The organism is Flavobacterium branchiophilum FL-15 (genome assembly GCF_000253275.1).
In the GTDB taxonomy this organism is placed as follows: Bacteria; Bacteroidota; Bacteroidia; order Flavobacteriales; family Flavobacteriaceae; genus Flavobacterium; species Flavobacterium branchiophilum.
This window is the reverse complement of the sequence record NC_016001.1, coordinates 1,193,265-1,219,332: the sequence shown is the minus strand read 5'-3', so window position 1 is coordinate 1,219,332 and position 26,068 is coordinate 1,193,265. Positions and strand designations below refer to the sequence as shown.

The window sequence follows — 26,068 nt, the reverse complement described above, 5'->3', positions numbered from 1 at the left end:
AAATTACAACGCTTATAAGAAATAGTTTTTCATTTAAAAAAATGGCACTTGAAGAGGCTAATATTATAAGTAATATTATTAAAAAATCTTCTTTGAAAAAAGTAATAATTTTATTCATTAACAATTTTATTATAAATTAATTTCAAATCATTTGAAATTTTTTCTTTATTATGCCTTATTAAAGCGGTTTTTCGAGCCTGTTTACCATATACTTTTGCTTGCTCAAAATTTTGCACAAATTCCAAAATAGTCCCTGCCAACATCCACGGATCTCCATCTTGTATTAAAACACCTTCTTTTTTATTTTTTAATATAGAGCCTGTACCTCCAACGTGTGCACTAATGCAAGGCACTCCTAAAATCATTGCTTCGCATAAACTATTTGGGCTATTTTCTATATGTGACGGCATTACATAAATATGAGACGATTTTAGATTTTGTATGAGTTCATTCTCATTTAAATTGCCTAATAACTTAATATAATTTCCTACGTTACTTTTTACTACTTTGGTAATTAATGATTTTTCATTTAATCCAGCTAATCTCCATTCAAAATCTATGTTTAATTTTAATAGTAAGTTTGCTGCTTGCAAAATCGTTTCAAAACCTTTGTATGGGCTATCGCCTGTGGTGGTATGTATGATAATTTTTTGGTTTTTATCCCAATCTAAATCCCAAACATTTTTATAAAATCCATCTCGCAACACTTCATCATTATGAAAATATGTATTTTTTGGGCTCAAAACTTTAGTTATATTTTTGTCCCAATCAGTTCTTCCGATAATATATTTTGAATTTTTCAAAATTTCACTTTCAATTTTCGATTCGTTCTTCATATTACGGAATGTAAACATGAAATTATCAATAAAAGGAAAGCTTTTTCTAATAAAATATTTATTTATTTTATTTTTACTCAATCCCGAAAAAAATTTATGCGTATATACCGTCAAATTACCTTGTATTGAAACCACTATTGGCTTATCTGTATATTTGTAAATCAGTCCAAAATCAGATTCTGTTCCATGAATGTGTATTACATCAGGATTTATTTCCATTATCAGTTTTTGATATTGATCCAAATAATTATATTTCTGCAAATTAAAAAAGTTTAATATCTTTTTTGACAGTGATTTTTTAATAGTAATTGGATAATAAGTCGTTTTCTTGTATTCAAATGGGTTTATAGATAAATGGGTTTTAAATGCAATATGCAAATCTATATGGTCTTGCATCAATAAATCTAAAGATTTTAACCAGCCTCCTGTTTGTTTGATTTCGTTGTTAAAATACTCATCAGCATTTGCAGGAGTATTTGAAAACCATAATACTTTTGTCATGACTTTTATTTATTAAATAATCCTTTTGCTTTGTCATTTATCAAATAATAATATTGTATTGGATAAATAAATATAGTTAGTGTACTTAACAATATATTGGAGTATAAAATACCTTCTATTCCATATATTTTCGCAAAAAATACCGACAAAGGAATATTTGTTATAGCTGCAAAGATGCCTATCAACATTTGAACTCTAACTTTGCCAATGCCATTAAAAAAACTAACATACGTAGCATTCCAAGCCATAATGATGAGCCAAATACATATCAAAATTGATATTTTTTTGGATATGAAAACTTTTTCACCAAACCAAATTTTAAATACAAATCTATCAAAATAGAGCATTAATAAGGCAAGGATTACCAATAATATCCATACAATGTTTAGTTTAATTATTGATTTTTTAATCCACAACTTATCGTTTTTTACCCATGCTTCAGTAAATGCACTCCAATAAGGTGTCAAAACAATTGCAGAAATCATAGATATAATACTAAAGTATTTGAACCCTAAATTATAAACCGTAACTTGCTCTTGTCCAAACAATTGACCAATAACAATAATATTGGTTTCAAAAATTAAAATTGCTGAAATTTGTAGGAAAAAAAATTTGAGTCCTAAAGACATTAAATCTTTGTATAATGTAAAATCTATTTTTTTAAATGTTGGTTTTAAATGTTGGTAGTTTTTGTTAAAAAAATAAAAATTGGCCATAACTAATATTACGGCTGGTACAACACTAAACAAAAAAGAAAATAAAAACAACGAAGAAAACGAAGTTTTTGTAAGGATATAAATAATAATTAATACAAATAACTTTCCAATTAAATCAATACTAGCCGCCTTTGCTGTTTTATGATGTGCTGTTAAAACTACGGTTATTAAACGTAACATGAAAGATAAACAAAAAGTAGAATACGTAATTAAAATAATATATTTTAAATCTATATTGGCAATTTTTGTTTTATCTATATTCAATAAAATATTCCAATCTACAAAAAATGTAAATAACAAAAAAAATAGGATTAATATAGCAATAATAATTCCTATAATTCCATAAGTTGTACTTACATATTTTTGAGCTAATTGTATATCCTCTTTAGCTAAAGCTTCGGTTAATTTGTTTCTCAAACCATGTCCCAAACCAATATCAAAAAATCCGAACCAACCAACTAACGAGCTTAACGTGATCCAGACCCCATAGTTATAATTATCTAAATAATTCAGTGTAAGCGGAACCAATAATAATCCAATAAAAATATTTAAACCTTTTATTCCAAAGGAATAAAAAATATTTTTATAAAGATTAAAATCAAACTTGTTTATATTGTTTTTGGAATTCAATAGCATATTAATTTTTATTGTTTTTCATACACTAACAATATGGTATGTCCGATAATGTTTAGTCTATTACTTTTTATTTTTTCTGCTTTTTTTGAATAAACTCCAACTAACACATGAAATTTTCTTACTATGCTTTGAATTAATTTATTCTTATATTTTAAATTGTATTCTGAACCCAAATAGGTATGTATATGATATTCTTGTAATTCTTCTAAATGTACTTTTATTAATTTTAAAGGAAAAATATTACATAAATTTTTTAACGAATTTTCGGTCCAAAGCCCCATGTGGTGTGGTGGCATATTCAAATTAAAATCATCGTTTTTAAGATACGAATCATTGTTTGGAACGCTAATGATCATTTTACCTTTTGGTTTCAAACAAGCTATTTTTGAGGCAATAAAACTATTTACATCTGCAATATGTTCCAATACTTGATACGAGCATACCACATCAAAAGAATCTTTATTATTTACAGAATAATCTTCTATTCTTTCGTTTAATACTTGAAATTTTCCATAATCGTTTTTACTTGATTCGTTTAACTCTAATCCTATTGATTTATCCAATGAATACAGTTCATTAATTTTTTTTAAAAATGCACCTTGTCCACAGCCTACTTCCAATAATTTATCTCCATCATTAATATAATTTTTACTTATCTCGTGTTCCCATTTCCATGGCATATAATACCAATCAAATTTTTGAAAATGTTCATAAAATTTACTATCACCAGAAAGATTGTATGGATAGTAAAAACGATACCCTGTATTTATACATTTATAAATGCTTATATAATCTAAATTTGTAAAGTAATCCGAAACATCTATGTTAAAACTTTTATTATAATCTGAAATTAACTGTTTTGTTTTAATTCTTCTTTCAAAAACAGCTTCAGAATTTTTTGTAAGAGGAGATATTATGTTTTCCATTTTTAATTATTTTTTATTATTTTTTATTTGATATTATATTACGTAATTACCTCTTTCCATACGTTTTTCTTTATGTAGTCCGTGTAACTCAAAATAATTCGTACCATTTTTTCACTCACATTAGGTTTAGAATAATCTGCAACAGGTTCAAAATTTCTATTTGAACCCATTTTTTGTAGTTGTACATGTTCCAATGCTTGCATAATTCTAGTTGGATTTAGTCCAACCATCATTACGCTTGCTTCTTCCATGGCTTCGGGTCTTTCGTGTGCCTCTCGTATATTTAAAGCTCGGAAATTGAGAATTGACGATTCTTCGCTTATAGTTCCACTGTCTGACAAAACTGCAAACGCATTGATTTGTAATGCGTTATAGTCTGAAAACCCCATGGGTTTTTGCCATTGAATCAATTGATGAAGCACTACATTTTCTTTCAATTCTTCCAATCTTTTTTTGGTTCTAGGATGAGTCGAAACAATAATTGGATAATTATATTTAGCAGCAATTGTATTAAGGGTATGAATTAAACCAAAAAAATTAACATCACTACTAATATTTTCTTCTCGATGCGCAGAAACTACAAAATATTTTTGGGGTTCTAGCGCTAACTTTTCTAAAATATTACTTTCTTTAATTTTAGGTAAATAATAGTTTAAAACCTCAAACATAGGCGATCCCGTTTTGATGATTTTATCCGCAGGCAACCCTTCTCTTAATAGATATTCTCTAGCTATATCAGAATAGGTTAAATTAATATCCGAAATATGATCTACAATCTTTCTATTGGTTTCTTCAGGAACACGTTGATCAAAACATCTATTGCCCGCTTCCATGTGAAAAATAGGGATATGCCTTTTTTTGGCTGGTATAGCACATAAGCAAGAATTTGTATCACCTAAAACTAAAAAGGCATCTGGTTTTATTTCTTCTAATAATGGATCTATGTTTACAAGTATTTGACCGATTGTTGCGGTAGCCGATATACCAGCGGCATTCAAAAAATAATTAGGTTTTCTGATTCCAAGGTCTTCATAAAAAACTTCATTAAGTTCATAATCATAATTTTGACCTGTATGTACTGTAATATGTTCAATAGCAGGACTTTCATCCAAGGCAGCCATTACTCGAGAAAGTCTAATAATCTCTGGTCTGGTACCTACAACAGTCATTACTTTTAATTTTTTCATCTATTCATTTTATTCAATTAAACAACTTCAAACCAAGTGTCAGGATCATTTGCATCAAAAGGTTCATTAATCCAAAAATTGGTATATAGTATTTCGTCTCCTATATTTTTGATATTATGAGTAAACCAAATTGGCATATCTACATAGGCAGGCTCGTTTCCATTCAGCTCAAAATTATAAACTTTATTTGTTCCTATTTTTCTTAATTGTATTAACGCTTTACCTTTTATTACTGCAAAACGTTCTATTTTTCTGGTATGAAAATGGTTGCCTCTTGTAATACCTGGCACTGTCGTAGAAAACGAGGTTTGCCCTGCAATACCATGTCGAGCAATTTCTACAAATGCTCCCCTTTCGTCTGCATGTTGGAGGAATTTTTTTGGGAAATAATTTTCAATATCCATATAACAACGATATGTATTAAATAATTTAAGTTCAAAATCGTTGTGCAATTTTGGAAATTCACCTTTGTCTTGGTAGGTTTTTTTAAAATTGATAAGTATTGACAATATTTCAGAAACTTTTGCCTGTGCTGTTGGAGCTACATCATATTCATGACTATTGTCATTATTATTTATTGCATTGATTATTACATCAACAACCTCGCCAACATATACCAACTTCAAATCACCATCTACATCTATTTTGGGCTCTTCGTTTCTTGCTATTTGATGGCAAAAAGTGGCGATAACCGAATTATAATAAGGGGTTCCAAAAGGTCCATATACATTAGGAATTATCATTCCTGTAAATCTACCGCCAGATTTGTTTGCCCATTCAGCAAGCATCAAACGCCCTTCCTTTTTGGATTTTCCATATAAATTATCTCTTTCTTCTTGTGTCGAAGACGAAATAATAAGATGTGCTTTACTATTTTGGTTTTCTAATGCGTTTATTAACTTTTTTACTAAATCCGTATTGGTATCAAAGATTGTATTGGCATCATGATGCCTGTTTAATGCAGCCAAATGAATGATAACATCGCATTGACTAACAAAATGTTCTAATGCTTTAGAGTCATCAAAAAAGCTTCTATTAAAATCAATTATTTGAAATTTTTGTTTATTCAAATTTAATGTTTGTAATAAATGGTAACCAATAAACCCATTCTGACCTGTTATACCTATTTTTTTCATTTGATATTATTTTTTACCATGGATATGCTTCTATCGACTGTCTGTAATCATCTAGTAATGATTCCCTTACACTAAAATTGGAATATACTATCAATATAGAATCTTCTGTTAAGGCTTGAAATCCATTGTAATTACCTCCAGAAATTTCTAATATTTGAGCTTCATTTTCTGAAAGATGAAAATCATGTACTTCATTGGTAAGCATGTTTCTAACTTTTACTAATATGGCACCTTTTGCAACAAAAAACCATTTATACTCCATTTTATGTCCTTGCCAAGCTCTGATTACATTTTTATTTGGATAAATACTGTACATTCTAACTACTTTAGTCATGTCAAAATCATTTACAAACTTTACAATTCCTCTAAAATCTTCAAATGTAGCTCCTTTAATAACTTGCATCTTATTACTCTACTAAATAATCCGAAATTGTTTCATCTAAAAGTACTTTCTTTATATATGGCAATTTCTTTAATAAAACTTCAATTTCGCTGATGGTTAACAATGTTGTGTTGTGTGAATTGTAATCATTAATTTCACTAATTTTAGAATCTCCTTCGGAAAAAAACAAAGCATAATTTAAATCTCTATTATCTGCTGGAATTCTATAAAAATCACCCATATCTTCAGATTTTAACATTTCTTCTCTTGTGCACAGGGTTTCATAAACTTTTTCTCCATGTCTAGTGCCAATAATTTTTATATTACACTGTTTATTAGCAATATTTTGTAGTGCAATTGCCAGGTCATTAACCGTAGATGATGGGGCTTTGTTTACAAATAAATCGCCCGAATTACCATGATCAAAAGCAAATAAAACTAAATCCACTGCATCATCAAGGCTCATTAAAAAACGTGTCATGGAAGGATCGGTAATGGTAATATCAGATCCATTTTTAATTTGTTCTATAAATAATGGAATAACCGAACCCCTAGAGGCCATTACGTTGCCATATCGTGTTAAACAAACTACGGTATTTGGAAGATTTCTAGATTCTGCTATTGTTACTTTTTCCATCATGGCCTTCGAAATACCCATTGCATTTATTGGATATGCTGCCTTGTCTGTACTTAAACAAATTACTTTTTTTACGTTATGAAACGCTGCAGCTTGGATCACATTTTGAGTGCCAACTACATTTGTTTTAAAGGCTTCCATAGGAAAAAACTCACAAGAAGGAACTTGTTTCAATGCTGCTGCATGAAATACATAATCAACACCTCTAAAAGCATTAATGATACTATTGTAATCTCGAACATCTCCTAAATAGAATTTAATTTTTGGATTGTTCAATCGTCTTCTCATGTCGTCTTGCTTTTTCTCATCTCTTGATAAGATTCTAATTTCAGAAAATCTATTTCCTAGCAAAAATCTTTGTAAGACGGCGTTTCCAAAAGAACCAGTACCTCCTGTTATTAATAATGTTTCATTCATTTTTTAATTTTTAATTCCAAACATTCGCAGCTTTACTTTTTTCAATAAACTACTTTTTCTTATATTGCTGATTATAAAGATTTTGTGTTTCTATAAATCGGTTTATATTATTTCAAAACAACAAATTTTAAAATAAGTGCAAAAATACATTAATTTATTATTTATCAAATACTCAATTAAGAACTCAATTCCTATCTAATATTTTTTTAAAATTTTACAAAAAACAACATTATATATTTTAATTAGATACAAAAAAATATTTTAATCCGTTTTCAGCATATTTATTACTTCCTTGTTGCATAAATAATGATGTGTTTATGATCAATTACAAAATTATTTTTAATATTATCCATCATTTTTTATAATGAAAATAATTATTTTTCAAAAGGATGTTTACTTTGTTCTAATTTACAAAACGGGTGGTAGTCGTTTGTCAAAGGTTGCAATGCAGCATTTCTTATCGTTTGAATAATTTCAATTGATGTACGTGCTTCTGTCAATCCAAATCCTCCTCCACTCAAAATATCTTCATAACTTGCAGTATGCAAATCTTTAAATCCATCGCTAAACTCTATTTCTTCGCCATCCATTTTGATCGATCGATAGGTAGTTTGATTTCTTGCAACCACTTCTTTTGGTAACGTATTGCTGTTAATAGACAAAAACCATCTAACTCGGGCTTGTTTAAATTCTAAATATCCAGCAGCTCTATCAAACGAATGCAAATGTACATCATTTTTTACTACATCACCAAAAATCCAACTGAGCATATCATAAAAATGAACTCCAATATTGGAGGCAACCCCACCTGATTTGCTAACATCGGCTTTCCAAGTAGTGTAATACCAGTTGCCTCTTGAGGTTAAATAGGTTAAATCAATGTCGTATATTTTATCCTTTGGGCCGTTTGCCACTTTATTTTTCAGTGCAATAATGCTGGGATGCAATCGAAGTTGTAAAATAGTATATACTTTTTTGCCTGTTTCGATTTCGTTTTTTGCTAAAGCATCAATATTCCAAGGATTTAGTACCAAAGGTTTTTCGCAAATGGCATCGGCTCCTTGACGTAGTGCAAAACGAATGTTTGAATCATGCAAATAATTTGGAGTACAAATTGAAACATAATCCAATGGAATATTTTTTTCGTTGATATTGTTGGTTATATGTCTGTCAAAACGCTCGAATTCCGTAAAAAAACTCGTATCAGGAAAATAACTATCCATAATACCAACACTGTCAAATTTATCTAATGCTGCTACTAAATTGTTTTTAGTTTCTTTAATGGCTTTTAAATGTCTTGGAGCTATAAATCCCGCAACTCCAATAAGGGCAAAATTTTTCATGTTTTTTATATTAATATCCTTAATTAATAAACATTACAAAATTTCTGTAACTTTATTATTTCTCAACTCATATTGTTGTCCTGATTCTGGACAAATTGCAATATTATTGTCATCAAAATGCAATCGATGTCCATATTCACTAACCCAACCTATTTGTTTGGCCGGATTTCCAACCCAAAGCGAATAATCAGGTAATGATTTTGTAATTACGGCGCCCGCACCAACTAAAGCATATTTCCCAATAGTATTACCACAAACTACGGTAGCATTTGCTCCAATTGAAGCCCCTTTTTGAACAATTGTTTTACTATATTGCTCTTTTCTATTAATGGCACTTCTAGGGTTTAATACATTAGTAAAAACCATTGAAGGACCTAAAAAAACGTCGTCTTCACATTCAACTCCTGTATAAACAGATACATTATTTTGTATTTTAACGTTATTCCCTAAAATAACTTGTGGAGAAATAACCACATTCTGACCAATATTACAAGAAGTACCAATAACACAATGAGACATTATATGTGAAAAATGCCAAATTTTAGTTCCGATACCTATTTGACTATTATCATCAATTACGGCTGTTTCATGTGCAAAAAATTCATTCATAATTTTAATTTTTATCGGTAAAATTTATACAAAAATAAAATATTAATTTTTGAGTTGCAAATATAAGATAAATATACAAGAAAGAACTAAAATTATATGAAAAAAATTCTGAATTCGGTAAAAAACAAATTTTATCGTTGTAAATTAAAACATTAATAATTTCAAATGATTTGCCTTATTTAATTAATTTATATTTACAATTTTTGATTATTTTTGTTCAAAAATATTTTAAAAATGATTTTCTATCCAAAAATTCCTTTAGCTCAAAGCATTATACAAATATGTTTGCTAAAAGAGGTCAAACATATCGTCATTTCGCCAGGTTCGAGAAATGCTCCACTTACAATTGGTTTTGTAAACCACCCATTTTTTTCATGTTACAGTATTGTTGATGAACGTTCGGCAGCTTTTTTTGCCTTAGGCATGGCCCAGCAATTACAAGAACCTGTTGTTTTAGTTTGTACTTCGGGCTCTGCATTACTCAACTATTATCCTGCGATTGCAGAGGCCTATTATAGTCAAATCCCTTTAATTGTTATTTCTGCAGACCGACCAGTTGACAAAATAGACATTGGCGACGGGCAAACCATCCGTCAGCACCATGTTTTTAGCAATCATATTTTAGAAAGTCATACTTTGTCTGAAATTGATTCTGAGCAAAACCATAAAACAATAGCACTTTCCATTCAAAAAGCCCTTCAATATAAAGGGCCCGTCCATTTGAATGCTCCCTTTGAAGAACCGCTGTACGAAACAGTTCCGTCAAGTACTGTAAAGATTAACTTATTAGAAAATGAACCCCAAACATTTGAAGATAACAATATTAATTGGGAAAATTTTAGGAAAATTTGGAATGATTCTAGCAAAAAATTACTATTAGTTGGATCAGAAAATCCGCACGTTGTTGATCAACATTGGACATCTATTGTGGCGGCAGACCCGTCGATAGTCGTGCTTACAGAATGTAACTCCAATTGGCATCATCCTGATTTTATTTCAAATATAGACACTCACATAACACCATTTGACGATACTGCAATGGCTGATTTTCAGCCACAATTATTGCTTACTTTTGGTGGAATGGTAGTTTCAAAACGCATCAAAACCCTACTCCGAAAATACAAACCCCTACACCATTGGCATGTAGATTCGCTTCGGGCTTATGATACTTATGCTGCTTTAACAGCTCATATAACTTGTAATATTAATTTATTTTTTGAAAATATATATGTTCTTAATAACAAAATAGAGAGCAATTACTTTAAAAAAAACAAAATTATACAAGAATACAGGAAGTTAAAACACAACCAATACTTGCAAAACCTTCCTTTTTCTGATTTCAAAGTTTTTGAATATATTTTAAAAAGGTTACCTCATCAATCGATGTTACAAATTGGCAACAGTTCTTCTATTAGGTATGCTCAATTATTTGATATTCACCCATCTATAAAAGTTTTTTGTAATAGAGGAACCAGTGGAATCGATGGCTGTACCTCTACGGCTGTTGGAGCGGCCGTAGCTGCTAGAGTACCAACGATATTGATTTCGGGAGATATTAGCTTTTTTTATGACAATAATGCCCTTTGGAACTCTTATATTCCTGAGCATTTTAAAATAATTTTACTCAATAATAAAGGTGGTGGAATATTTAGAATATTGCCAGGACACGATGAAAATCCTGTTTTCAATCAGTTTTTTGAAACCCAACATGATTTATCGGCACAACACCTTGCAAAGATGCATCAATTGGAATATTTTGAAGCCTCGAACGAAATGGAGCTCGACAAGGTTTGGAATTCTTATATTATTGAAAAAAGAGCCAGTATTTTGGAAATATTCACCCCCACAAATGTAAATGACGCTGTATTATTATCTTATTTTAAAAATTTAAAATAACAGCATTATTTTTTGAAAAACCAACTTTGCATCTTTCTCTATTTTATAAATATATTGAGTACAATGTCGTTTAGTTTAGCATTCATTCGAATCAATCCTTTTTATCAAAGTTGAAGTGCCATTATGACTATATTTTGATGAACTAAACGACATTGCTATTTGATATAAAAACCTTTTAAACAACTTACCCAACCACTTGAAAATGGTTGGAGAATAAAATAAAAAAACCTTCCAAAGAAGGTTTTTTTATGATATTAAATTGAATTTTTTGAATAAAAATTTGGTTTTTTTCAAAAAAATTACCGCACTATAAGCTCCTACACTGTTTGCAAAAACATCAATAATATCGGCACTTCTGGAATTGGTAAAACACAATTGGGCAATTTCTATCAAGGTACCAAAAACGACAGAAACCAAGAATGTTTTTTTCATTTTGAATCTGATTTCTAAAGCGTTTTTTTGTGAAGCCATAAAAAGATACCACAAAATTACAAACCCAAAATGAAAACAAAAATGAACTGCTTTATCTAAATTTTTGATTCCAACACTTACTTGAGGTAAATCTTTTGTACTTGCTAAACACAAATATAAAATGATATAGGTCCAAAAAAGTGCTGCAAAAAGATAAATTTTATTAAGCACCGATAAGCTCTTGATACTGCTCACTAGTTAAAAGCTGATCCATTTCAGCGGGATTGTTTATTTTTACTTTGATCATCCAACCCGCTCCATAAGGGTCTGAATTGACAGTTTCAGGTTTGCTTTCTAATGAGTCATTAAATTCGATTATTTCGCCAGAAAGTGGTAAAAATAAATCCGAAACGGTTTTTACGGCTTCTACAGTACCAAATACTTCGTCTTTGTCTAGTGTTTGGTCCAGTGTTTCTACTTCTACATATACGATGTCGCCAAGTTCTTTTTGTGCAAAATCGGTGATACCTACTGTTGCTATTTCACCTTCTAGGCTAACCCATTCGTGGTCTTTGGTATATTTTAAATTTGATGGAATTGTCATTATATTTATCAATTTATTAATGGTTACTATCTATTGCTTTGAACTGCAAAATTATTAAATTTTGTGATATTTACGTTATTTTTTTATAATTCTTTTTCATTAAAATATTTACTGTTTTACTTCCAAATTACGGAAGTCATGCTGAGGGAACCTGCAATTAATTGATCGTTAAAAAAATGAACCTCATCTGTTGGTTTTTGGAGTGCAACACTATATATAAGAGGCAAATAATGATCGGGGGTTGGGATGGCAAGGGTACTAGCATGGCCAAGACTCGAGTAATTCAATAACGCTTTGAAGTCGTTTGTCAGTATTTTTTCTTTCAAAATATGATTCATTTCGTGGGCCCAATCATAGCCGTAATTTGGAACTTGCATTTTGTCCCATGCCAATAGCTTTAAATTATGTATCATGTTGCCGCTTCCTATAATTAATACTCCTTTTTGACGCAGGTTTTTTAATTTTTGGGCCAATTCAAAATGATAAGCTGCTGGTTTATCATAATCGATACTCAATTGCAAAACAGGAATTGTGGCTTGTGGATACATTTGAGCTAAAATACACCAAGTACCATGGTCTAAGCCCCAAGTTTCGTTGAGAAAAATGTGGTTTGGTTGGCTAATTTGTTGGATTTCTTGTGCTAAAGTTGTATTTCCTTTTGCGGGATATTGCACATCGAATAGGGCTTGAGGAAAACCTCCAAAATCGTGAATCGTTTTGGGGTTTTCCATGGCTGTTATATGTGTTTTTTTGGTGAGCCAATGGGCAGAAATAACCAAAATGGCTTGTGGTGTTGGGATTTTTTGTCCTAATAGTTGCCAAGATTGTGTAAACTCATTGGTTTCGATGGCATTCATGGGCGAACCGTGTCCGATGAATAAAGCGGGCATTGGGGTATCGATTTGGTGTAATGTGTTGGTCCAATTTTCAAATTGATGTAAATTCATGGGATATTGGTTTTAGAAACGTAAAAATATCAAAAACACCTAGATTTAACCATTTTTAGGAATAAATCGTTTTTAATACCAAATATACATATAAAATATTTGGTATAACCCAATTTTTATATAAACGAACTTTGGATCATGCCATACGTGGCGATATGGCAGATGGCACTTTGAGGTATGCCCGCACCCCGGCCTGAACGGAGCTCTTTTTTTCTTGCCGCTCGACGGTTTTATGGGTTTTGCGGCAAGAAAAAAAAGCGGGAGTGGAGGACGGATAAGGTGCCCAAAAAAAATTATTGGGTTATAAGGTATATCCCATCGGGTTTGATGTCGATTTCTCGGTTTTTGTATAAAGTTCCGATGGCTTTTTTGAATGTTTTTTTACTCATTTTGAGTACTGTTTTGATGTCTTCGGGGTGTGAATGGTCTGTAAGACGAAGGAACCCCCTATTGGCTTGGAGTTCAAAAAGGATTTTTTCGGCGTTGGGTTCTATGTTTTCAAAGCCTTGTTTTTGGAGCGATACATCTATTTTGTTATCGGGTCTGATGTTTTTGATGTAGCCAACGAGTCGGTCGCCTGTTCTGATATTTTCGTCAAAAACTTCGTCTTTGTATAGCAATCCTTTGTGTTGTTTGTTGATGATGACGTTGATGCCCAAATCGGTGATGTGGGATACGATTAAATCTACTTCGTCTCCTTTTTGTATAGAAAGGGTGTCGTTTTTTAGAAATTGGTTGGTTTTGCTAGACGCTACAAGTCTATTTGTTTTGGAGTCGAGGTATAGATATACGAGGTAACGCTTGCCTTTTTCCATTGGTCTGGCTTGTTCTTTGAAGGGTACGAGGATGTCTTTTTCGAGCCCCCAATCCATAAAAGCCCCTATTTTATTTACATAATTTACTCTTAATAAAGCAAATTCGTTAAGTAATATATAGGGTTCGAGTGTGGTGGCAACAGGACGTTCTTCGTGATCGAGATAAACAAAAACGGTTAATTCGTCGCCAATTTGAAAATGTTTGGGAACATATTTATTGGGCAACAAAATATCTTCGGCCTCGTTTCCGTTGCCAAGAAATAAGCCTACTTTTGTGTCTCGAAGTATGGTTAGCGTATTGTATTTTCCTATTTCAATCATTTTTTTTTCCATTTTCTGGTTTTGTTTTCTAATTTTTCAACCTTTTGCTTTGTTAATTTATAATTCCCCATTAAAACTATTTCGCTTGAGTTGCAATTACAAATTTCAAATTGTTTTTGACGCCAATTTGTAAAACATCTACTAAATCTTGAACCTGAAGATTGTAAGGAATTCTAACAACCACGGTTTGATTTGCACCCACTTTAGAAATCAATTCCGACTCTAATCGTTCAAAAGGCACAGGTACTTTATCAATATAATAATTTTTATTGGCAGTAATAGACAAACTGATGAATTGTTTGTTGGTTTTTTCGTTGTTTTTGGCATTTGGCAACGTCATTTTAATCACATTTGGGTTGGCCAAAGTAGAAATAATGAGAAAAAAAAGCAACAAAAAAAACATAATGTCGCTCAACGACGACGTGGCTACTTCTGCATGAAAACGTTTATTTCTTTTGATCATTTTTTGAAGGTCTTTGAATGATGTTTACAAATTCTAGCACTTGTTTTTGCACCTGAAGGGCAAAGGCATCTATCCCATTGTTGAGCAAGTGATAGCCGCTATAAGCTATAATACCCACAATTAAACCAGAACCCGAGCTGATCATTTTTTCGTATAGTCCGCCCGAAATAGAGCCAATACTGATATTTTCGGTTAATGAAATGGTATAAAAAATTTTGATGACACCAGAAATGGTGCCAATAAATCCGAGTGTTGGGGCAATGCCTGCAATAAGGCCAAGCTTGCCTACATTTTTTTCCATTTCGCCAATTTCTATATTGGCAGCACGTTCCATATTGGATTCAATTTCTGCAATAGGTCTGCCGATAGTTAAAATGCCTTCACGCAAAATTGCTCCAGATGCAGAGGGGGTGCGTTCTGCCAAAGTTCGGGCCATATCTAAATTGCCTGATTGTAAATAATTGCGAATATCGGGCATTAAATTAGGGTCGTTTTGCGTTTTTTTATGTATATACAAACACCTTTCGATGATGATATAAAAAGTATAAAACAATAAAATTCCTATTGGAATCAAGAAAAAACCCCCTTTGAGCAAAAAACCAAGAGCCGTTATGTTGTTTGATTGTACTGTGTCCGTAATTACGGCATTGGCAGTTTGGTTAGACAACGTGTCGGCTTGTAAACTAATCCATTGAAACATATTATTTATGGTGTTTTATAAGTGTTATTTATAAAAAATATGGCAAATTTGTACCCTATAATTTAAGCATACAATATTAAACTAAAAAAATTAAAAAATATTTTATTTGTCTAAAAAAAAAATACTTCAAATGAATTATCAAGAAACCCTCGATTGGATGTTTAACCAACTGCCCATGTACCAGCACGTTGGGCAATCTGCTTACAAAAAAGACCTTACCAATACCGTCCTTTTATCAGAACATCTAAACAATCCGCACCATGATTTGGTGTGTATTCATGTTGCAGGAACAAATGGCAAAGGCTCTACATCCCATTTATTGGCTTCGGTTTTGCAAGAAGCTGGCTATAAAGTGGGGTTATACACCTCGCCTCATTTGAAAGATTTTCGGGAGAGAATCAAAATAAACGGTTTAGAAATTCCCGAAGAGGAAGTAGTGGATTTTATAGCAACCCACCGCAATTTTTTTGAAACTAATGATTTGAGTTTTTTTGAAATGACGGTTGGACTGGCTTTTCAATATTTCAAAAAACAACAGGTAGATGTGGCCGTTATAGAAGTTGGCATGGGTGGCCGCCTCGATTCTACCAACATCATCCACCCTATCCTATCCATTATAACAAACATTGATTTAGATCATACCGCATTTTTAGGCAACACGCTTACGGCTATTGCAACAGAAAAAGCGGGGATTATCAAACATCAAGTGCCCGTAGTTATAGGCACCTATACCCCCGAAACCAAAGCGGTTTTTGAACAAAAGGCCACCGAAAATCATGCAACATTGTATTGGGCCTCAGATGCTTTGTATCCAGAATTGCCTTGTGCCTTAAAAGGCGATTATCAAACAGAGAACAAAAAAACCGTTTTGCAAGCCATAGCTGTTTTGAAAAACACTTTGAACATTCAGGAACAACACATACATAACGGATTTTTGAATGTTATACAACAAACAGGACTGCAAGGAAGATGGCAGCAACTGGGCAGCCACCCCACCATTATTTGCGATACGGCACACAACAAACATGGACTAAAAAGTACGATGAAACAGTTACAAAACCTTGTTTTTGAACAACTACACATTGTTTTGGGTGTCGTAAACGATAAAAATTTAGATGCTATTTTGCCATTGTTTCCCAAAAATGCCATTTATTATTTTTGTAAACCCAATTTACCAAGAGGATTAGACGCTTTGACACTACAACAAACTGCCAAACAACACCACTTGGAAGGCAGTATATACTACTCTGTATCAGAAGCTTACAATCAAGCACAGCAAAATGCACAGCAAAACGATTGTATATATGTGGGGGGTAGTACGTTTGTGGTTGCAGAAATTTTATAAAAAAACGCAAAAAACATTTGCACAAATAAAAAAGAGTTGTATATTTGCACTCGCAATAACAAAGCAACCTAAAAATATTTAGGGCGATTAGCTCAGTTGGTTCAGAGCATCTGGTTTACACCCAGAGGGTCGGGGGTTCGAATCCCTCATCGCCCACCAAATTTGTTATTAAAACCTAAAAATATTTAGGGCGATTAGCTCAGTTGGTTCAGAGCATCTGGTTTACACCCAGAGGGTCGGGGGTTCGAATCCCTCATCGCCCACTTCAAAAAAACTTCAACTTAATTGTTGGAGTTTTTTTTTTGTTTGTAGGTTTTTCATTTTTTTCTTGAGATAGTAAACACTTTATTATAAAGAAATAATTGAAGTAAAGTATATTAGTTAAGGCTTACAGAGAATTATTGATTTATATTTAAAAGCGTTTGTCTTGGCTATTTACATTATACGCCTTGTTTTTTATCCTTTTTGTATATATTTGCACTATTAATCTTCTTACATAAAATGTATAAAAAAAATTAAATTATTTTCAATTGATATACAACACCGACATAAACATCATTGGAAGCATTCCGGATTACCATTTGATATACAAGGCACTACCTATGCTTTTGAATGATCAAACGGAATTAGAAGATATTCTTGTGAACAATAATGAATTTGATTTTAGAACAGAAAAGTCTCGAAAAAGATTTTTATCTGCTCTAAATTCTGCTTTTGTAAACGAAAACAATGATATAAATGAATTTGTTGGAAATTTGATAAATTACTTTAAAAATGATGAAAACTCACAATCTGTTTTGTTGTTTTGGTTATTCAGTATAAATAACAAATTGTTTTATGAATTAAATAGAGATGTATTTCTCAAATATTATTTTCAAGGTAGAGCAGAATTACCAAAAGAATCAATAATAGCTTACATAAAAGATTTGATTAGCCGTAATGAAGAATTAAAGGGGAAATGGTCTGAGATAACTATTGAAACGATTGCTTCAAAATACCTGACAATTTTAAAAAAATTAAATCTTGTTGAAGGTAATCAAAAGAAAAAATTTAAGCTCAACAGAATAACAGACGAACAACTAACAATTTTTATTAACCTAATTAATAATCTTAAAGACATTAAAATCAACTTGCTAGAAGAGGAACTAATGAGTTTTACTTTTATATCTAACGAAAATTTATTAGACAGATTAAAAAGAATAGGAAAAAAAGATTGGATTAAATTAAATTATAACGGTGCGATATTACAAGTCGAACCAGTGTTTACTAATAACAACATTATAGATGGCATATATAGATGAAAATAAAGCAAAGTTTGACAATTTAAAGTCTATCCTTGATGTAAAAAACAGATCGCAATTAAGTTTAGTAGCTAATGGTGGTTATTCAATATTATTCACCTATCCACCGAAAGAGGAAAATTTGTACATAGAAAAAGCTAAAAAGGAACTAAGTTCAACTAATTTTAAGTTTATTGACGCAAGCAAAATATTTGTTGATTTTATTGATGATTATAATTTAGACAATCTTATTGAAGTTTATAAAGATTTAAAGCCTAACTCTTATAAAATTTTCATAGACAATACAGGAACCGACAAAGATTTTTTTGATGCCATTGTTAATGAAATCATTGAAACTTCAAAACAAGGATTAATACCCGTTTTAATCAGAACAGGAGTTTTCTACGGAACAGGTATAGAAAATATAAACATTACACAACACAGCACCATTGATGAACTCAATATGCCTCTTGTGATATTTTATCCAGGAGAAATTAACGGAGACCATCATCATTATTTAAATGCAAAACAATCATCTAATTACAGATGCACAATTATTTAAGACAAAACCTATGATTACAATTAAAGATATTCTTAAATTAAATTTACAAGAAGATATTAAAAACGTGATTGACCTTGAAGATCAATCGGAAAACGAAATTCAATCGGAATTAGAATCTTATATAATTACGGATGGTTTAGGAGAGCATCTATCTACTTTCGTAAAACAATATACAAGTAATATTAAAGAAACCGGAGTATGGCTTTCAGGATTTTATGGTTCTGGAAAATCATATTTTGGTAAAATTCTAGGTTATTTAATTGAAAACCCTACCATAAACGGAACACCTGCTAGAGATAGATTTATGCCAAGATTGGCTGGTGTAAAGAATGAAAGTTTTATAAAAAATGATATCCTTAGTTTAAATTCTAAAAAAAGTAACGTTGTATTTTTAGATATTGCTCAACAAAATACTGATAATGGATTGTCTTTCACTTTATTTAGTGCCTTTTTAAAAAAACTTGGTTTACGAAATGATGTTTATGGCTACATGGAGTATGACTTGTTTATTGAAGATAAACTAGATTTTGTAAATCAACTTTCATTAAAGTTATTCGATAAAAATTGGGTGGATATAAAATTTAGTAATCGTGAAATTGCAAAAGCGTTTAGAGCAATATACAAAGAGTTAGGTTATAGCGATAAAGAGTTTGATGAAACGAAAGAAGTTTACATAAAAGCAATTGAAAATTTTGAATCAGACATTTTTAAAATAGAATTAGAAAAATATATTAAGAAATACAATGACGAAAATATCGTATTTATTTTTGATGAAACAAGTGAAGCCATTAGCCAAGGGAAATTCAAAATTTTGGATTTACAGGCTATAAGCCAAAGCTTATCAAGTATTAGTCAAAAAGTGTGGACTATTGCTATTGCACAAGAAAAATTGGACAATGTAATCATCAATGCAAATATTAATAAAAGTCAATTAACTAAGGTAACAGACCGTTTCAAAACAAAAATGAACTTAGAATCTACAGAAGTAGATGTCATAATGAAAAATCGTTTGCTACTTAAAAAAGAGGAAGCCTATCAAAAATTGGTCGATTATTACAAGAAAAACGAAGGACTAATTAGCGATAGTACCAATCTGAAATCATCTTTTCCAACGAAAACAACCTCTTCTGATGAATTCGCAACGTACTATCCATTTCACAAATACCAGTTTGATTTATTGCAAAAGTTCTTGTTCAGTTCTAATGCTTTAGTAACCACTCAAGTGGGAGCTCGTGGGATGATTATTACCACCTTCGACGTGTTGAAAAAAACATTGGCAAACCTTGAATTGTATAAATTTACAACAGCTCACGATTTGTGCACGCAAGCACAAACTGCACCACCTGCTGATTTAGACAATAAATATAAAAATGCTACGAGAATTCTAGACAATAGCAACATTGATATAAATGGCGAAAAGCTTTTAAAAACCATTCATTTTATTAATGAAGCAGAATCTATTGCTTCGCCTTCAATTGAAAATATTACGAAATTATACAATCCTGATATTGAAAAATATTATGAAGTAAAACCTCTTGTAGAAGAAGCTTTAAACCTATTAGTAGAAGCTAAAATAGTGTTGGTTTCTAATAACAAATATAAGATTACATCCAACTTAGAAGGAAAATTGTTGGAAGAAATGAAAGACTTCGATGTAGAATTATTCATTAAAAAGAGAGAGTTAGTAAATTACCTCAAAAAGAGTAATATTTTCCGTCCTATCGCAACAATTAACGAAAGTAAAGTAGCCTATAACTTTAATGTACTAACCGATTTAGATGATGAAATAATTGGTTCAAACAATAAAAAATTAAAACTAAAGGCTTACAGTTTGTTTAACATTAATGGGGACAGACAAGATTTTATTGAAGCTATTAGATTAGAAACCCAATATACAAAAGATGCCATTACCTTAATTCCAGACAATGCAGCTTTCAATACCATAGACAAATTATTAGAAGAGGTGAAACGCTATGGCTTCATGGAAGAAAAATACAGCGGCACTGATGACGAAAAAATTAAACCAATCATTCGTGACTTCTCTATAATTAAAAATGAAAAAGAAAAAGATGTAATAAACTTAATTACGGAAGCCTACGAAAAAGGTTCTTTAATATACCTATTTGATGAAAACTTATTGAATAAAGACAATTTCAAAAACACCATCAATGAGGTGCAAAAGAAATTAATTAAAAATATTTACACCCAAAGACTTTCAAAACAATTAGAGGAGTCAAAAGGAGTAAAAATCCTCACAGAATCAAACCCTTTAAAATTAAATTTATACAACGCTGGTGACGAATTCAAATTTTTCGATACCAATGGTAACTTCGTAGGAGATCATCTTAAAATTGTAGAGCAACTACGTACAAAAATTAACGAACGATACATTGATGGTAGAAGTCTAGAAGAAACCTTTGGTCTAGATCCATGGGGCTATTCTTATGGTACAATTTCTACTACCTTAGCGGTCTTGTTTAGAGCAGGAAAACTAGTAGTTAAAACAAACGATACCGATTACTTCTCCTATTCAGACAGAGCGGTTCAAGAAGTATTTGCTTCGGGTAGCAAATTCAAAACAGCCAGTTTCAAATCCATTTCTAAAACACTTTCTACACAGCAAAAAAGTGAAATAATCAATCAATTAATTGCTTTAGAATTTGAAAAACATAAAGAAAGAAAAATAAGCGATACGTCAAGTGATTTCGACGTGGCGGATGCCGTTTCTGTATTAGCAGAACACTTTGTTACGATAGTAAAAGCATTAGAAAATACAGTGCCTGATTTCAATAAAACTTTCAAACACTGCTTAGAACAAAGAAACTTCTTGCAAGGTTTTGTTTCTAAAACTACCGAAGCAAATTACATAGACAAGGCAGAAGATTTCTTAAAGGATTCCAATAGTTACGCTACGGCTATAAAAACGGTTATTAAAACGGAGAATTTCGTTAAAAAGAACTTAGACAAAATCAAAGGCTTTTCAAATTTTACCAAAGCGGTTGAAAACGAATTACAAAAAGCCAATAGCCAAAACCAAATCATCGAAAATCAAACCAAAGTTTTTGACGAGGCAGTAGCCAAAGATGTGATCGAAAAATTTGGCGACATACAAAATGCCGTACAAGCCATTAAAGATGAATATTACAACCTCATGAAGGATAGCGCAACTAAAATGGCAACAGCTTACAACCGTTTAAAAACGGAAATAGAAAAAGCACAAGCCGATTTAGATACTAATTATCCTGCGGAATTAAACATTGAGAACAAAAATAAATTAAAAATACTTTTAGACAATTGCAACAACAAAACGTCCGATGATATTGAAATCATTTATAAAGTACACTGCCAAATAACAGGCTTTTCACTTTCAGATATTTTAAACTACATCGATTTGGTGCCTACGCGCGAAACCGATTTACAAATTATTAAAGGGAATTTCCTAAAAGAAGCACCACCAACACCAACACCAGGTACACCTAAAAAAGTACAGCTTAACATTAAAAATAATGTAATGACTGCCAAAGAATACCGAGGAATATTAGCCTCTCAATTGCAATCCTTAGCAGGTTTGGATAATGACGAAATGATTGAAATTACAATAAATAATTAAAAACAAAACAGCAACACTTTCCGTCTCCCCCTCCTTCGGAGGGGGCTGGGGGGAGGTCTAACCACAATATTATGAAACTCTCTGATCACGTAGATAGCATTCGCGAACGCATATACAAAGCATTCAATAATCAGTTTGCTCGCTTAGGAATTGGTGCCAATAAACTAATGGAAATCGACAAAATTCCAACCGATTTGCATTCCAAAAGAAAGAAAATTGAAATCTTAATAGCCAGCCATGAAGGCGAAACAGGAAACTACGAAGAAGCACGTGAAAAAGCGTTAGACGAGCTAACTTTTACACTGTTCAATCGTTTGGCAGCTATCAAAGTGATGGAAGCCCATCAGCTTTTTAATCCTATTGTTACCAAGCAAGCGGCTCATGGGGGTCGTTCCTTTGGACATAAAATTTGGTTAGAAAACAACCCCGAAAAAAGAAACGAGGAATTAGAAGGAATGCGTGATTATTTTAAATACGAATTCAACAAATTGGGCGATGACCTACCGTTGTTTCACAAAAACTATCCGTATGCCTTATTACCTTATGTTATTGAGCTAAACGATATTGTAGAAGCCTTCAATGCAGTTGAAACAGATATAGATATTATTAAATCCCAACAACCAACAACTAACAACCAACAACCAAACATCTGGCAGTCCGATGATATTTTAGGTTGGTTGTATGAAAGCTACAACAATGCTAAAAAGCAAGCCCATAAAGACTCTGGTGATAAAACGGAGTACGACAAAGTAAGTTTGCAATCGCAAGTCTATACACCACGTTGGGTGGTGGAATTTTTAGTTCATAATTCATTGGGAAAAATGTACTTAGAAATGTACCCCGATTCTGAAATTAAAGACGAGTACAAAATTGCAAACGCTCCTAAAACCAGAGTACGTGAGCCTAAACCCTTACACGAAATAAAACTTATTGACCCAGCTTCAGGCTCGGGTAACTTTTTGTTGTATGCGTTTGCTTTTTTCTATGCCCTGTACCAAGACCAAATAGACAATTATGGTGCCAATTATGACGAAGAAGACATTCCGAAACTAATAATTGAAAACAACTTATATGGGGTGGACTTAGATGACCGTGCAGCACAATTAGCACAATTAGGTTTATGGATCAAAGCCAAACAGAAAAACCGAAATACCACAACATTAAACTTCCATGTGGTTTCGTCTGATTTCTTCTTGCCTGATTTTAAGGAAGTGCTACCCATTTTTGAAAGTGGCATTGCCGACCAAAACCAACGCAAAATTGTAGAAGAAATTTGGACCGATTTACAACAAGCCCATAAATTTGGCTCTTTAGTTAAAATTGAAGAAAAACTAAGCATCAAATTACACGGTGCTTTAGAAAAACAAAACGAAAACCAAATTCGTATGTTTGATGCTGACACCATACAAGAATACGAACGTTTTACAGCCGACTTTTTTAGAAACCTCGAAACCGCAGTAGCACAATATGCCACCCAAGCGGGAAACTCGTTTTTGACTGACAAAACCAAAGACGCCATTACCTTCCTGAAACTCATCACCCAAAAATATGATGTAGCAACGGCTAATCCGCCTTATACCGATAGTGCCGATTTTGGCCCCGAACTCAAAAAATATATAGAGAGCAATTACAAAAAGCCGTTTGCTTTTCATACCAATTTATACGCCACTTTTATAAAACGTTGTTTTGAGTTGACCAATGAAATTGGGAAAATTGCAATGATACATCCTAGAACATTTATGTTTATAAAAACTTTTGAAGATGTTAGAAAATTCATTTTAGAAAAGACGCATTTAAATGTTTTTGTTGATTACAGCTTAAGTAATTTGTTTGGCTCAATAATGGTTGACCCAGCATTTTATGTAATGGAAAAAAATATTAAAACTTCAGATAATGCTTGGTTTATATCTCTAGACCAATATACAAGAACACCTAATGAAAAATTTAAAAAAGAATTTACTCTTGAAGCACTTAATGATTATATTGAAGGAAAAGATAATATCCACAACCATAAACTTCCCCAATCCAAACTCAAAATCATCAAATCCTATCCTTTTATTTATTGGATATCTGATGAGTTTAGAGAGAAGTTTGGGGAAGGTGATATTAAGAGTGTTCTTTCTCCAGCTCAAGGTGCAGCAACTACAAATAATTTGAAGTTTTTAAGATTTTGGTGGGAATTGGATAAAGATGAACTTTCAAAGGATTATCCAGTTGACAAAAAAAAATGGGTGAATTATGCAAAAGGCGGTCCTTATGAAAAATGGTTTGGAAATATGTGGCTTTACTTGAATTATGCAAACGATGCAGATTCTTTAAAAAAAGCAGGGGCAGTTCTTAGAAATTCAGATTTATATTTTAATAAAGGGGTAACATATTCAGCATCTGGATCCAAAGGTGCATCTTTTAGAATTTTACCAGAAAACTCTGTTTTTGACACTGGAGGTTCTTGTATTTTTGCTAATAGAGATTTCAAAAACACAAGTTTCGTTTTAGGATTTATGAATTCCAAGTTAGTTTCTTACATAGTTGATTGTTTGAACCCAACTGTGAACGCTCAAGTTGGTGATATGCAAAGAGTGCCATTTGTTTTACCTAAAAGCAAGCTTGAAGAAGAAGTGAAAATACTTGTCGACCAATGTGTTGCAATAAAAGATTTTACTGCATCTTTTAAAATTTATGAAAGTAATTTTAACAAAACCAATTTAATAGAAAGCAAAAGCATATCAGATTTTTATAATTTAGAAAATTATCTAATTACCCAAGTCCTAATTAATGAAGCAATCATTAACACAAAGATCTTTGAAGTCTATGAGTTAACTGATGCAGATAAAGCAATGGTTTTGGCAAAAGAAGGCGAAAGCATTGGTGGTTTGCCGGTAACCGCTGCTGCCAAAAAAGACTATTTAGAAAATGAAGTGGCAGAGTTTCCTTTAGAAAACATCAAAGATTTTATCCAAAATTTACCAGAAACAGCCTTTTCTACAGAAGAAAAAGACAAAATAGTAGCAGAGTTTCCTAATTTGTACCAAAGCAATAATGATTTAGAAGAGTTTTGCATTCGCCATCAGGTCAATCCCATCAACGTATGGTATTGGTTCAAAGAAAGCAACATCATTCCAAAACAACGTATGAACACTTTGGCAATGGAGTTTTTAGCGGATATGATTCGTGAAATCTTATTAGAAGATGAAGACGGCATCATTCCATTAGTACCCAATGCAGGAGAAAAAATCCTATTAGACCGCATTGAGGAAAAATTCTTAGAAAAAGGTTTTTCTATGGCACAGTATTCCGCTTTTGATGGAGTATTAGGTCGTAATATCAAAGAATACCTCAATGGGCATTTCTTCAAAGCTTTATCAGATCATTTGAATTTGTTTATGTACTTGCCTAAAACACCATTTATTTGGCACCTTACTTCAGGTCCAGAACAAGGTTTTGATTGCTATAGCATCATTTACAAATGGGACAGAGATAAATTAATGCGAGTGCGTTCCGTGTACATCGAACACCGCGAACGAGCTTTAGTCAACCGCCAAACAGATTTAAGAAACAAAGAAGTTTTATCAGCTTCAGAACAAAACGAAGCCGATAAAATATACAAGCAACTCAAAGAAATAGAAAGCTTCAAAGCCAAAATAGACGAGCTACTACAAGAGGGCTACAATCCTATCCTAGATGATGGTGTAGGCAAAAACATAGCCCCATTACAAAAGAAAGGAATGTTAGCCTACGAGGTGCTCAATGCAGGACAGTTAAAGAAATATTTAAACACGGATTGGTAA

Annotated in this window: 21 protein-coding genes and 2 tRNA genes; 8 read left to right on the top strand and 15 right to left on the bottom strand. The window is 31.9% G+C overall.

Annotated elements, in window-relative coordinates; all coding sequences use genetic code 11:
- Positions 1-110: 110 nt before the first annotated feature.
- The 9 genes from FBFL15_RS05230 to FBFL15_RS05190 all read right to left on the bottom strand — a co-directional run bounded on the left by FBFL15_RS05230 (position 111) and on the right by FBFL15_RS05190 (position 9,326).
- Positions 111-1,337 carry a glycosyltransferase family 4 protein gene (locus FBFL15_RS05230; protein WP_014083598.1) on the bottom strand — a complete coding sequence of 409 codons (1,227 nt, stop codon included), beginning with the start codon at positions 1,335-1,337 and terminating at the stop codon, positions 111-113.
- A 5-nt stretch (positions 1,338-1,342) separates the two neighbouring features.
- Positions 1,343-2,689 carry a lipopolysaccharide biosynthesis protein gene (locus FBFL15_RS05225; protein ID WP_014083597.1) on the bottom strand — a complete coding sequence of 449 codons (1,347 nt, stop codon included), beginning with the start codon at positions 2,687-2,689 and terminating at the stop codon, positions 1,343-1,345.
- Positions 2,690-2,697: 8 nt separating this feature from the next.
- Positions 2,698-3,615, bottom strand: a complete 918-nt coding sequence (locus FBFL15_RS05220) for a class I SAM-dependent methyltransferase (protein WP_014083596.1) — start codon at positions 3,613-3,615, stop codon at positions 2,698-2,700.
- A gap of 38 nt (positions 3,616-3,653) precedes the next feature.
- On the bottom strand, positions 3,654-4,802 hold the full coding sequence (gene wecB / locus FBFL15_RS05215) for a non-hydrolyzing UDP-N-acetylglucosamine 2-epimerase (protein WP_014083595.1): 1,149 nt from the start codon (positions 4,800-4,802) through the stop codon (positions 3,654-3,656).
- Positions 4,803-4,819: 17 nt separating this feature from the next.
- Entirely contained in the window at positions 4,820-5,938 is a 1,119-nt protein-coding gene (locus FBFL15_RS05210) for a polysaccharide biosynthesis C-terminal domain-containing protein (protein ID WP_014083594.1), read from the bottom strand.
- A gap of 13 nt (positions 5,939-5,951) precedes the next feature.
- Positions 5,952-6,341: a cupin domain-containing protein gene (locus FBFL15_RS05205; protein ID WP_014083593.1), complete on the bottom strand. Its 390-nt coding sequence runs from the start codon at positions 6,339-6,341 to the stop codon at positions 5,952-5,954.
- A 4-nt stretch (positions 6,342-6,345) separates the two neighbouring features.
- Positions 6,346-7,374: a polysaccharide biosynthesis protein gene (locus tag FBFL15_RS05200; protein WP_014083592.1), complete on the bottom strand. Its 1,029-nt coding sequence runs from the start codon at positions 7,372-7,374 to the stop codon at positions 6,346-6,348.
- Positions 7,375-7,748: 374 nt separating this feature from the next.
- Positions 7,749-8,717, bottom strand: coding sequence for a Gfo/Idh/MocA family protein (locus FBFL15_RS05195; protein ID WP_014083591.1), 969 nt, complete (start codon positions 8,715-8,717; stop codon positions 7,749-7,751).
- Positions 8,718-8,750: 33 nt separating this feature from the next.
- Positions 8,751-9,326 (bottom strand): acyltransferase, encoded by a 576-nt coding sequence (locus tag FBFL15_RS05190; RefSeq protein ID WP_014083590.1) that lies wholly within the window; start codon positions 9,324-9,326, stop codon positions 8,751-8,753.
- Between the two features lie 234 nt (positions 9,327-9,560).
- Here FBFL15_RS05190 and menD point away from each other — a divergent pair, with 234 nt between their 5' ends.
- On the top strand, positions 9,561-11,222 hold the full coding sequence (menD, locus tag FBFL15_RS05185) for a 2-succinyl-5-enolpyruvyl-6-hydroxy-3-cyclohexene-1-carboxylic-acid synthase (RefSeq protein ID WP_014083589.1): 1,662 nt from the start codon (positions 9,561-9,563) through the stop codon (positions 11,220-11,222).
- 246 nt (positions 11,223-11,468) lie between these two features.
- On the opposite strand, the gene FBFL15_RS05180 is transcribed toward menD, so the two are convergent.
- From FBFL15_RS05180 to FBFL15_RS05155, 6 genes are all read right to left on the bottom strand, one after another.
- Positions 11,469-11,864, bottom strand: a complete 396-nt coding sequence (locus FBFL15_RS05180; RefSeq protein WP_014083588.1) for a VanZ family protein — start codon at positions 11,862-11,864, stop codon at positions 11,469-11,471.
- On the bottom strand, positions 11,857-12,237 hold the full coding sequence (gene gcvH / locus FBFL15_RS05175) for a glycine cleavage system protein GcvH (RefSeq protein WP_014083587.1): 381 nt from the start codon (positions 12,235-12,237) through the stop codon (positions 11,857-11,859). Before gcvH ends, FBFL15_RS05180 begins: the two co-directional genes overlap by 8 nt.
- 116 nt (positions 12,238-12,353) lie before the next feature.
- The gene (gene ygiD, locus FBFL15_RS05170) at positions 12,354-13,184 is read right to left on the bottom strand and encodes a 4,5-DOPA-extradiol-dioxygenase (RefSeq protein WP_014083586.1); all 831 of its coding nucleotides are present in this window, start codon (positions 13,182-13,184) and stop codon (positions 12,354-12,356) included.
- A 293-nt stretch (positions 13,185-13,477) separates the two neighbouring features.
- Positions 13,478-14,320 (bottom strand): CvfB family protein, encoded by an 843-nt coding sequence (locus tag FBFL15_RS05165; RefSeq protein ID WP_014083585.1) that lies wholly within the window; start codon positions 14,318-14,320, stop codon positions 13,478-13,480.
- 76 nt (positions 14,321-14,396) lie between these two features.
- Entirely contained in the window at positions 14,397-14,783 is a 387-nt protein-coding gene (locus tag FBFL15_RS05160) for an ExbD/TolR family protein (RefSeq protein WP_014083584.1), read from the bottom strand.
- On the bottom strand, positions 14,767-15,483 hold the full coding sequence (locus FBFL15_RS05155) for a MotA/TolQ/ExbB proton channel family protein (RefSeq protein WP_014083583.1): 717 nt from the start codon (positions 15,481-15,483) through the stop codon (positions 14,767-14,769). Before FBFL15_RS05155 ends, FBFL15_RS05160 begins: the two co-directional genes overlap by 17 nt.
- A 130-nt stretch (positions 15,484-15,613) precedes the next feature.
- Here FBFL15_RS05155 and FBFL15_RS05150 point away from each other — a divergent pair, with 130 nt between their 5' ends.
- The 7 genes from FBFL15_RS05150 to pglX all read left to right on the top strand — a co-directional run bounded on the left by FBFL15_RS05150 (position 15,614) and on the right by pglX (position 26,068).
- On the top strand, positions 15,614-16,828 hold the full coding sequence (locus tag FBFL15_RS05150; protein WP_014083582.1) for a bifunctional folylpolyglutamate synthase/dihydrofolate synthase: 1,215 nt from the start codon (positions 15,614-15,616) through the stop codon (positions 16,826-16,828).
- 81 nt (positions 16,829-16,909) lie between these two features.
- Positions 16,910-16,987, top strand: a tRNA-Val gene (locus FBFL15_RS05145).
- A gap of 29 nt (positions 16,988-17,016) precedes the next feature.
- A tRNA-Val gene (locus FBFL15_RS05140) sits at positions 17,017-17,091 on the top strand.
- Positions 17,092-17,358: 267 nt separating this feature from the next.
- On the top strand, positions 17,359-18,129 hold the full coding sequence (locus FBFL15_RS05135) for a BrxA family protein (RefSeq protein ID WP_014083581.1): 771 nt from the start codon (positions 17,359-17,361) through the stop codon (positions 18,127-18,129).
- Complete coding sequence (locus FBFL15_RS05130; RefSeq protein WP_014083580.1) at positions 18,113-18,670, top strand: hypothetical protein; 558 nt, start codon at positions 18,113-18,115, stop codon at positions 18,668-18,670. The genes FBFL15_RS05135 and FBFL15_RS05130 overlap by 17 nt, the downstream gene beginning before the upstream one ends.
- 10 nt (positions 18,671-18,680) lie before the next feature.
- Positions 18,681-22,280: a BREX system P-loop protein BrxC gene (brxC, locus tag FBFL15_RS05125; protein WP_014083579.1), complete on the top strand. Its 3,600-nt coding sequence runs from the start codon at positions 18,681-18,683 to the stop codon at positions 22,278-22,280.
- A 71-nt stretch (positions 22,281-22,351) separates the two neighbouring features.
- On the top strand, positions 22,352-26,068 hold the full coding sequence (pglX, locus tag FBFL15_RS05120; protein WP_014083578.1) for a BREX-1 system adenine-specific DNA-methyltransferase PglX: 3,717 nt from the start codon (positions 22,352-22,354) through the stop codon (positions 26,066-26,068).